Annotated in this window: 6 protein-coding genes; 5 read left to right on the top strand and 1 reads right to left on the bottom strand. The window is 70.7% G+C overall.

Features of this window, described 5'->3' with window-relative positions:
• Nucleotides 1-60 precede the first annotated feature (60 nt).
• Nucleotides 61-3,615 (bottom strand): ThuA domain-containing protein, encoded by a 3,555-nt coding sequence (locus tag ACOJTC_RS10595; protein WP_420116725.1) that lies wholly within the window; start codon nt 3,613-3,615, stop codon nt 61-63.
• Nucleotides 3,616-4,138: 523 nt separating this feature from the next.
• Between ACOJTC_RS10595 and ACOJTC_RS10600 the strand changes: the two genes are divergently transcribed.
• From ACOJTC_RS10600 to ACOJTC_RS10620, 5 genes are all read left to right on the top strand, one after another.
• Nucleotides 4,139-5,662: a sugar ABC transporter ATP-binding protein gene (locus ACOJTC_RS10600; protein WP_420116726.1), complete on the top strand. Its 1,524-nt coding sequence runs from the start codon at nt 4,139-4,141 to the stop codon at nt 5,660-5,662.
• A 115-nt stretch (nt 5,663-5,777) separates the two neighbouring features.
• Nucleotides 5,778-6,752 carry an ABC transporter permease gene (locus ACOJTC_RS10605; protein WP_420116727.1) on the top strand — a complete coding sequence of 325 codons (975 nt, stop codon included), beginning with the start codon at nt 5,778-5,780 and terminating at the stop codon, nt 6,750-6,752.
• A 2-nt stretch (nt 6,753-6,754) separates the two neighbouring features.
• Nucleotides 6,755-7,738: an ABC transporter permease gene (locus tag ACOJTC_RS10610; RefSeq protein ID WP_420116728.1), complete on the top strand. Its 984-nt coding sequence runs from the start codon at nt 6,755-6,757 to the stop codon at nt 7,736-7,738.
• Nucleotides 7,739-7,749: 11 nt separating this feature from the next.
• Nucleotides 7,750-8,934, top strand: a complete 1,185-nt coding sequence (locus tag ACOJTC_RS10615) for a substrate-binding domain-containing protein (protein WP_420116729.1) — start codon at nt 7,750-7,752, stop codon at nt 8,932-8,934.
• A 5-nt stretch (nt 8,935-8,939) separates the two neighbouring features.
• Nucleotides 8,940-9,809 carry a sugar phosphate isomerase/epimerase family protein gene (locus ACOJTC_RS10620; protein ID WP_420116730.1) on the top strand — a complete coding sequence of 290 codons (870 nt, stop codon included), beginning with the start codon at nt 8,940-8,942 and terminating at the stop codon, nt 9,807-9,809.
• Nucleotides 9,810-9,876: the final 67 nt, after the last annotated feature.

Below are 9,876 nucleotides of genomic sequence, written 5' to 3' on the forward strand. Positions count from 1 at the left end.
CTGGGCGCCCTGTGCGCCTGGCACGTGCGTGCCTTTGGCGTGACGGCGGCGGACCGTGCGTCACACCTGGGTGAACCGCCACTGCTGGTTGCTGGCGCTGTGGCAGGTCCACTGCAACAGCCGCGCGCCGTCGGTGGTGGAAGCACCGTTGACGTCCAGGCAGAGCCCGCTCTGCACGTTGCGCACCGTGTAGACCCCGGCGGTCGTGGTCGCCGTCGCGGTGAACTTCTGCGAGTTGCCGTTGTTGCAGGTGGCCTGCTGGAGGAACGCACCCGCCGTGGTGGAACCGCCGATCACCTCGGCGCACTTGTTGCTGTGCACCGCCTTCAGGTAGACCGCGCCGTTACCGGCGTCCACGGCCTGCCACTTCTGGTTGTTGCCGCCGGTGGCCGCCCACTGGGTGAGCTGCGCGCCGTCGGCGGTGGAGACGCCGCTGACGTCCATCAGCTTGCCGCTGTGCAGCGCGGTGAGCGTCCAGGTCTTCCCCGCCACGCCGGTTCCGGTTCCGGTGCCGGGCTGGCCGACACCCGCCCCGCCGAAGGTGTGCGAGTCGAGGTCGAACCAGTTGTTCGTGCTGCCCTTGAACACCAGGTAGAGCGGGTGCGTACCGGACAACGCGGCCACGTTCACCGGCGCGGTCGACTGGTAGTTGTTCCAGCCGCCGGTGCTGGGCACCGGGGTGGTGGCCAGCAGCGTGCCGGTCGGTGAGTCGGCCCGCAGCTCGATCGTGCCGCCACCGGACGGCGACGACAGCCGGTAGCTGACCGTCGAGATGCCCGACAGGCTCATCGGGTTGAACGCGATCCAGGCGTTGTTGGAGATGTCACCGACCCGCTGGGTGCTCTCCGCACCGGCCTCGTCGACGACCCGGATGCCGGAGCTGCTGCTGAAGTACTCGGCCTGCTTGTGCTTGGGTTGCAGGATCGCCTGCGCCGTGCCGGTGAGCGGGGACGAGCCGCCCGGACCACCGCTGTCGGTGTAGCGGGCGTTGAGCACGTAGAAGAGGTTCGCGCCGTCGGGGTGCCCGCCGAGCAGGTCGGTGGAGATGGTGCCCGAGCAGCCCGGGTATTCGGTGGTCTCGTGCGCGTGGTCGTCGTGACCGAGCGCCGGGTTGACGACCACCTTGGTGCAGTCGACCGTGCCGCCGTCCGGATCGGTGACGCTGATCTGGTACGACACCTTGTCCCCGAAGGTGAGCATGCCACCGTTGGCCGGGGTGGTGATGGTGACCACCGGCGCGGAGTTGCCGACGGTGATCTGGACGTTGGCGAAGCCCGTCTTGCCGGTGTTGTCGGTGACCTTCAACTGCGCCGTGTAGTTGCCGTTGGTGGTGTAGACGTGCGACGGGTTGGCCGCCGTCGAGGTGGTGCCGTCACCGAACGTCCACTGGTAGCTCAGCGTGTTGCCCGGGTCCGGGTCGGTGGTGCCGGCGCTGCTGAACTGGACGTTGAGCGGGGCCAGACCGCTGGTGGGCGTACCGACGGCCTTGGCGATCGGCGACCGGCCGCCCTGGATGTAGTCGATCCGGTAGAGCCCGGAGTCGCTGTTGCCGCCACCGAAGTTGGTGCCCCACTCCAGCACGTAGAGCGAGCCGTCCCTGCCGAACTCCAGGTCCATCGGCTTGTTGAACCGTCCCCCGGGCAGGAACGTGTTGGTGCGGGTCACCGCCGTCGCGGAGTCGAAGTGCACCTCCTTGATGTAGCTGCGGGACCACTCGTAGAAGAAGTGCACGCCGTCGTAGTAGGGCGGGAACTTGGTGGCCGACGGGTTCGCCGGGTCGTACCGGTAGACCGGGCCGCCCATCGGGCCGGAGCCGCCGGAGCCCAGCTCCGGGAAGGTCGACGAGGTGCCGTAGCCGTACCACATGTTGGGGGCGACGATCGGCTTCAGGCTGGTCAGGCCGGTGTTGTTGGGGGAGTTGTTGACCGGGGCGTTGCAGTTGAACTTGGCGCCGACCACGCCGGTGTCCGGGTTGTACGGCGCGTACGGCTGGTTGTCGCCGTGGCAGAACGGCCACCCGTAGTTGCCGGGCGACTTGATCACGTTGAGTTCGACCAGGCCCTCCGGGCCCCGGTTGGTGGTGGGCGGGTTACGGTCCGGCCCGTAGTCGGCCAGGTAGACCCAGCCGTTGGCCGGGTCGATCGAGAACCGGAACGGGTTACGGAAACCCATCGCGTAGATCTCCGGCCGGGTCTGCGCCGTGCCCTGGGGGTAGAGGTTGCCGGTCGGGACGGTGTAGCCGCCGTTGTCCGACGGGCGGATGCGCAGCAGCTTGCCCCGCAGGTCGTTGGTGTTGCCGGCGCTGCGGGCGGCGTCGAGGTTGGACTTGCCGGCGCGCCAGTCCAGCGGCGCGTAGCCCTGCCAGTTGGGGTCGAGGTTCGGCGGGGTGTCGTCACCGGTGCCGAGGTAGAGGTTGCCGTCCGGGCCGAAGTCGATGTAGCCGCCGGTGTGGCCGGGCTCGGGGAACGTGCGGTCCCGGTACGCCGGGATGTCGATGATCCGCGCCTCGGTGGACAGGTTGAGGGTGTCACCGGACAGCGTGTAGCGGGAGACGCGGTTGACGTCGGTGCTGCTGCTCGCTGGCGAGTGGTACAGGTACACGTAGCCGTTGGTGGCGAAGTTCGGGTCGATCGCCATGCCGGTGAGACCGTCCTCGCCGCCGGTGTAGACGCTCAGCGTGGCGGCGGTCACGGTGCTGTTGGTGCTCGGCTTGAAGATCTTGACCTGGCCGCCGCGCTGGACGTACATCACCCGGCCGTCGGGCAGCACGTTCAGCGCCATCGGGTCGACCGTGTTGTCGTCCAGGGTGCGCTTCTCGAAGTTGCCCCACACGGTGCCGCCGCAGTCGCCGGGCAGGTTGCCGGCGGCCCACTTCACGCCGCCGAGGACGTGGTTGCGGAAGTTCGTCTCGCTGTAGGAGTCGATCGCGTGGCCCATCGCGGTGGCCCACACCCGCCCGCCGGCGGCGGTGCGGCACCAGGAGATCGGGTGGTCCGGGCCCATCGCCCGGGAGCCGGGGTTGTACGTCCGCTCGTCGGCGGTCACCAGCACGTGCACGTTGCCGCGCGGGTTGCTGTCGAAGTTGTACCACTCCTCGCTGCGGTTCCACCGGTCCGGCAGGCCCGTCGTCGACGGGTGCTGCTTGTCGGCGACGATGGCGGTGCCGGGCAGTACGCCGGGGGAGTGCTCGGGCATGTGGGCGCCGCCGTTGAGGGTCTGGTCCCACCAGGGGTACTCGCCCTCGATACCCATGTCCAGGGCGTTGTGGATGCCGACGATGCCCTTGCCGCTGGCGAGGTAACCCTCCACGGCCTGCCGTTGGGCGGCCGAGGTCCAGACCATGCCGGAGGTCTGGAACATGATGATCACGTCGAAGGTGGCGAGGTTGGCCGCGGTGAAGACGCTGGAGTCCTCCGTCTGCGCCAGCTCGAAGTTGTTCGCCGCCGCCTGCTGCTGGAACATGCTGATCCCGGCGGGGATCGAGTCGTGCCGGTAGCCCACCGTCTTGGTGAACAGCAGGGCGCGGAAGGCCGGAGCCGCCGACGCGGGTGGTGCGAGGCCGAGCGACAGTAACAGCCCGGCGATCATGCCGATGAGCAACGTGGTGCGACGCATGCCGTCTCCTAGGTGTCGGCGGGAACTTCCGGTGGCGACCACGGCCCGCCCGCGCGTCCGGTGGACGCCGGGACGCACGGCGGGCACGGGCGTGCTGCCCGGGGTCGGCGTGCCGTCCGCCGCAACGGCCGTCGCCCCGCATTGCGTCACTGAGAGTGACGTCGGTGATGTGCTCGCCCGGTGGGCCGCGAGGCCAGGATGGGTCAGTCATCGATGAGTGTCAATGGAATGGGCAAGGTTCGATGTTTCGACGGTCTGACCGTGGGCGCGCGTCGACCCCCCGACCCGGCATCGACGCCGTTCGGGTGCTCGAACCGGCGACCCGTGAAGATCGAGGATTGTGGACAGGCATCGAAACATCTATCTTCATACGTGTGATGTTTCGTCGATGTCAAGGAAAGTTTGCTCCTTGACGACGTAAGCGCTCACGAGCGACAGCGAAAGTTCACCGGCCGGCAGCTCCACCGTGCCGGGCACGGAACATCAACCACGCCGATGACTACTTACTGTGAGGGTTTCCGGGATGCCCGATCCGCCGCCGGCACCGCTGCTGACCCTCCGGGGCATCGGCAAGTCCTTCCTCGGGGTGCGCGTACTCGACGGGGTCGACCTCGACGTCGCGCCGGGCGAGGTACACGCCGTCGTCGGTGAGAACGGGGCCGGCAAGTCCACCCTCATGAAGATCGTCTCCGGCGGGTACGCCCCGGACGCGGGCACCGTCGAGGTCGCCGGTGCGCGCCGCGCCTTCCGGGGTCCCCGCGACGCCCAGCGGGCCGGGATCGGCATCATCCACCAGGAGTTCAACCTGCTGCCGGAGCGCACCGTCGCCGAGAACGTCCACCTCGGACACGAACCGGTCCGGCGCGGGCTGGTCGACCGACGGGCGATGCGGGAACGCACCCGGGACCTGCTCGCCTCGATCGGTGAGTCCGACCTGGCCGCCGACACCCGGGTGGGGCGGCTCGGTGTCGCGCAGCAGCAGGTCGTCGAGATCGCCAAGGCGCTCGCCCTGGACGCCCGGCTGCTCATCATGGACGAACCCACCGCCGCCCTGGCCGACCACGAGGTCGAGCTGCTCTACGGGCTGGTCCGCCGGCTCCAGCAGCGGGACATCGGCGTGCTGTACGTCTCGCACCGGCTCACCGAGGTCTTCGACCTGTCCGACCGGATCACGGTGCTCAAGGACGGCCGCCGGGTCACCACCGTGGCCACCGCCGACACCTGCACCGACGACCTCGTCCGGCACATGGTCGGCCGGGAACTGTCCAGCTACTACCCCGACCGGGCCGGCCCCGACGACCTCGGCCCGGTACGCCTGACCGTCCGGGGCGCGGGCAACCGGAAACTGCGCGCCGTCGACCTGGACCTGCGGGCCGGCGAGGTGCTCGGTGTCGGCGGGTTGCAGGGCTCCGGGCGCTCGGCGCTGGCCCGTGCGCTGTTCGGCGTCTCCCCGTTCACCACCGGCGACGTGCGGCTGGACGGCCGGCCGGTGCGGCTGCGCTCGCCCCGTACCGCGATGCGGGCCGGCATCGCCTACGTCACCGAGGACCGCAAGGGGGAGGGGATCGTGCCCCGGCAGTCGGTGCTCGACAACGCGCTGCTCGCCGGGCGGGCCGTCTTCCCGGCCCGCTCCGGGCACGCCGCCCGTGCCCGCCGGGTGCGCGACCTGCTCGCCACCGTCGAGGTCCGCGCCGCCGGCGACGACCAGGAGATCCGTTTCCTGTCCGGCGGCAACCAGCAGAAGGTCGTGCTGGCCCGCTGGCTGGCGCTCGACCCACGGGTGCTGTTGTTCGACGAGCCGACCCGGGGCATCGACGTGGGGGCGAAGTCGGCCATCCACGACCTCGTCCGCCGGCTGGCCCGCGACGGCGCGGCGGTGCTGATGATCTCGTCGGACCTGCCCGAGCTGCTGGGGATGAGCGACCGGATCGTCGTCATGCGCGACGGCCGGATCGCCGGCGAACTGCCCGCCGACGCCACCGAGGAGGACGTCGTCACCCTCGCCGTCGGCCACACCCCGCAGCCGCGAACGGAGAGCGACCGGTGAGTGCGAGGAGTGAGCCGGGTTTGCGAGCCCCGCAGTCGCGAACGAAAGACGGACCGGTGAGTGCGAGGAATGAGCCGGGTTTGCGAGCCCCGCAACCGCGAACGGAGATCAACCGGTGAGCGCCCTGTCGTTGCTGCCGGCCCGACGCCCCGTGCCGGGGGTGTTCGTGGCGCTGGCCCTGACCCTGGCGGTCGGCTGGCTGGTCGTCCTGGTCGACGGCGGGCAGCTGTTCAACCAGGCCACGACGGTGAGCCTGCTGCACGTCGCCGCCGGCCTCGGGCTCGTCGCCGTCGGTCAGACGCTTGTCATCCTCGGCGGGTCGTTGGACCTCTCGGTGGCGTACGTGATCAGTCTGAGCACCCTGGTCGCGGCCGAGACGATGAACGGCAGCGACGGTGCGCTGCTGCCGGCGGTCGGCCTGGCGCTCGCGGTCAGCGCCGGGGTCGGGCTGCTCAACGGGCTGCTCGTGACCCGGTTCCGGGTCAACGCGTTCATCGCCACCCTCGGCGTGGGGTTGCTGCTCAAGGGGTACCTCGACAGCAACTACGACGGACCGGCGGGGGCCACCTCGCCCGCGCTGGTGCAGTCGTTGGGCTACCAGCGGGTCGGTCCGGTGCCGTTGTCGTTCCTGCTGCTGCTGGCGTTGACCGGGGCGGTCTGGTTCGCGCTGTCGCGGACCCGCTTCGGGCACCACCTTGTCGCCGTCGGCGGTGATCCGGAGGTGGCCCGGCTCTCCGGGGTCCGCAACGACCGGGTCCTCGTCACCGCCCACGTGCTGTGCTCGCTGTGTGCCGGGCTCGCCGGGATCTACCTGGCCAGCCGGCTCGGTTCGGGTGCGCCCCGGGTGGGCACCGAGGGCCTCTACGACCTGGAGTCGATCGCGGCGGTGGTGATCGGCGGGACCGCGCTCGCCGGTGGGCGGGGCGGGGTCGTCGGCACGGTCGGTGGGGTGCTGCTGCTCGCCAGCATCGACGCGATCTTCAACCAGCTCGAGGTGGACGCCTTCTTCAAGCAGGTGATCCGGGGCGTCATCATCATCGTCGCGGTCGCCGTCTACGCCCGTCGGGCCCTGCGGAAGGCGGCGTCCTGACCATGCCGACCGTCGCGCGTCGTGCGCTGTCCCCGATCCGCCCGCGGGTACGCCCCGGCGGGGTGCTGCCGATCCTGGCCCTCCTCGCGGTGCTGCTGGTGCTCATCGGCATCCGGCAGCCCGACTTCCTCGACCCGCCGTCGCTGATGTCCTTCCTGGGCCGCTCGGCGCCGGTCATCCTGCTCGCCGCCGGCCAGTACTTCGTGATCGTCTCCGGTGAGTTCGACCTGTCGGTGGGTTCGCTGGTCACCGCGCAGGTGGTGGTGGCGGCCCGGCTGATCGACAGCGACCCGGCCCGCACCTGGCCGGTGGTGCTGCTCCTGCTCGTCTTCGGCGCGCTGGTCGGTCTGGTCAACGGGCTGGTCACGACGCGGCTGCGGGTGCCGTCGTTCATCACCACGCTGGGCATGTTCCTGATCCTGGTCGGCGCGGTCTACCTGTGGTCCGACGGCGCGCCGAAGGGCGGGCTCTCCGAGGAGTTCCGCCGGTTCGGCCGGCGGGCGATCGAGGACGTGCCGCTGCTCGGCCGGGTGCCGTACGCGCTGCTGGTGCTGGTGGTCGTCGCGGCGCTCGCGGTGCTGCTGATGCGGTCGGACTTCGGCCGGACCCTGGTCGCCGTCGGCGACAACGCGCGCACCGCACAGCTGAGCGGGGTACGCGTCTGGCGTACCCGGACGGTCGCCTTCGTCCTCAGCGGGCTCGCGGCGGCCGTGGCGGCGATCCTGCTCGGCGGCTACAGCGGGGTGTCGTTCCAGGCCGGGGCGGGCCTGGAGTTCGGGGCGATCACCGCGGTGGTGCTCGGTGGCGTGGCGCTGGGCGGGGGCCGCGGCTCGGTCGTCGGCGCGATGCTCGGCGCGCTCTCCCTGGAACTGCTCTTCGCGCTGATGAACTTCTACGGCGTCTCCGGCGCCCTCAGGTCCACCGTCCAGGGCGCGATCATCCTGCTCGCCGTGGCGGTCTCGGCTACCCGTTCGTCGTCTCGATAAGGGGAAACATAGTGCGACGTTGCCTGGCGGCGCTGGCCGCCGTCACCCTGCTGTCCCTGACCGCCTGCGCCACCGACGAACCGGGCGGGGGGCCGGCGGGCGGTTCCACCTCGGCCGCCGGCTCCGGCACCGGGGAACAGTCGAAGTTCTTCGTGCAGGCCGACTACGACGCCGAGTTGGCCCTGCTCGGTGCGACCCCGACCGGCCCGGCGGACAAGCCGTGGGAGCAGATGCTCAATCCGACCATGGTGGACACCACGAAGTTCAAGAAGGCCGGGCCGCACAAGCTGTGCTTCTCCAACGCGGCGTTGAACAACCCGTGGCGGCAGGTCGGGTTCAAGACCATGCAGGCCGAGGTGGCCGCGCAGGGCAGCCGGATCAGCGAGTTCGTGCACGTCGACGCCGAGGGCAAGGACCAGAAGCAGATCGCCGACATCAACGACCTGCTCGGCAAGGGCTGCGACGCGCTGATCGTCTCGCCGAACACCACCGCCACGCTCACCCCGGCGGTCGAGGCGGCCTGCAAGGCGGGGCTGCCGGTGGTCGTCTTCGACCGTGGGGTCAGCACGAAGTGCCCGGTGACGTTCGTCAACCCGATCGGCGGCTACGGCTTCGGCCACGTCGGGGCCGAGTTCGTCAGCCAGCAGATGAAACCGGGCGGCAAGGTCCTCGCCCTGCGCATCCTGCCCGGCGTCGACGTGCTGGAGACCCGCTGGTCGGCCGCGAAGGTGGCGTTCGACAAGGCGAAGGTCGACGTGGTGGGGGTCGAGTTCACCGACGGCGACCCGGCCAAGACCAAGAAGATCGTCGACGACTACCTCCAGCGGTACGGCACCATCGACGGCGTGTGGATGGACGCGGGCGCGGTCGCCGTCGCGGCGGTCGAGGCGTTCCAGGACGCGGGCAAGCCGGTGCCGCCGATCAACGGCGAGGACCAGCTCGACTTCCTGAAGGTCTGGAAGGACAAGGGCCTCACCGCGATCGCGCCGACGTACCCGACGTACCAGTGGCGTACGCCGGTCATCGCCGCGCTGCGCATCCTCGACGGGCAGCAGGTGGCCAACCCGTGGAAGCTGCCCCAGCCGACCATCACCCAGGAGAACCTGGACCGGTACCTCGACCCGGGCATGCCGCCGCTGCACTACGCGATGTGCGGCTGCACCGACCTGCCCGGTTACCCGCAGCGCTGGAAGTAGGCCCGGTGTACGCCTTCGGCGTGAACCCCTGGGTGTGGGCGTCGCCCGTCGACGACGAGGCCCTCGCCACGCTGGTGCCGCGGATCGCGGCGTTCGGCTTCGACGCGGTGGAGCTGCCGATCGAGCAGCCGGGCGACTGGGATCCGGCCCGGACCCGGGACCTGTTGGCCGCGCACGGTCTGGTCGCGGCGGCGGTCTGCGCGGTCACCCCGCCGGGGCGGGAGCTGGTCGACGCCGCCCCGGCGGTGGTGGAGTCGACTGTCGACTACCTCCGGGGGTGCGTGGCGAGCGCGGCGGCGGTCGGCGCACCCTGTGTGGGCGGCCCGGTGTACGCCTCGGTGGGGCGTACCTGGCGGATGTCGCCGGCGGCGCGGGCGGCCTGCCACGCGGACTTCCGGCGGGCCCTGGCGCCGGTGGCCGAGCAGGCCGGCGAGTGCGGCGTGAGCATCGGGGTGGAGGCGCTGAACCGGTACGAGACGAGCGTGGTCAACACCGTCGCGCAGACGATCGAGCTGATCGACGGGTTGCCGTCGAGCGTCGGCATCATGATCGACACATATCACATGAACATCGAGGAGTCCGATCCGTACGCGGCGCTCGCCGCCGCCGGCCCGTACGTCAAGCACGTCCAGGTCAGTGGCACCAATCGGGGCGCCCCGGGCGCGGACCACTTCGACTGGCCGCGGTTCTTCGCGGTGCTGGGGGCCACCGGGTACCGGGGTGCGGTCTGCATCGAGTCGTTCACGGGGGAGAACGACACGATCGCCACGGCGGCGGCGATCTGGCGTCCGCTGGCCCCCTCGCAGGACCGGCTCGCCACCGACGGTCTGCGGCACCTGCGGGCGGTCACGGCGGGCGTCCCCGCCGGGGGATAGGGCGTTCGGGGCGGCCCGTCGGGACGTCCCGTCGGGGTGGCGGGACCATCGTCCGGCCACCCCGACG

Source organism: Micromonospora sp., from assembly GCF_048594385.1.
GTDB classification, from domain to species: Bacteria; Actinomycetota; Actinomycetes; order Mycobacteriales; family Micromonosporaceae; genus Micromonospora; species Micromonospora wenchangensis.

Coding starts and splice junctions, on each gene's coding strand:
- ACOJTC_RS10595 (WP_420116725.1), bottom strand. CDS start 3,615: ATGCGTCGCACCACGTTGCTCATCGGCATGATCGCCGGGCTGTTACTG.
- ACOJTC_RS10600 (WP_420116726.1), top strand. CDS start 4,139: ATGCCCGATCCGCCGCCGGCACCGCTGCTGACCCTCCGGGGCATCGGC.
- ACOJTC_RS10610 (WP_420116728.1), top strand. CDS start 6,755: ATGCCGACCGTCGCGCGTCGTGCGCTGTCCCCGATCCGCCCGCGGGTA.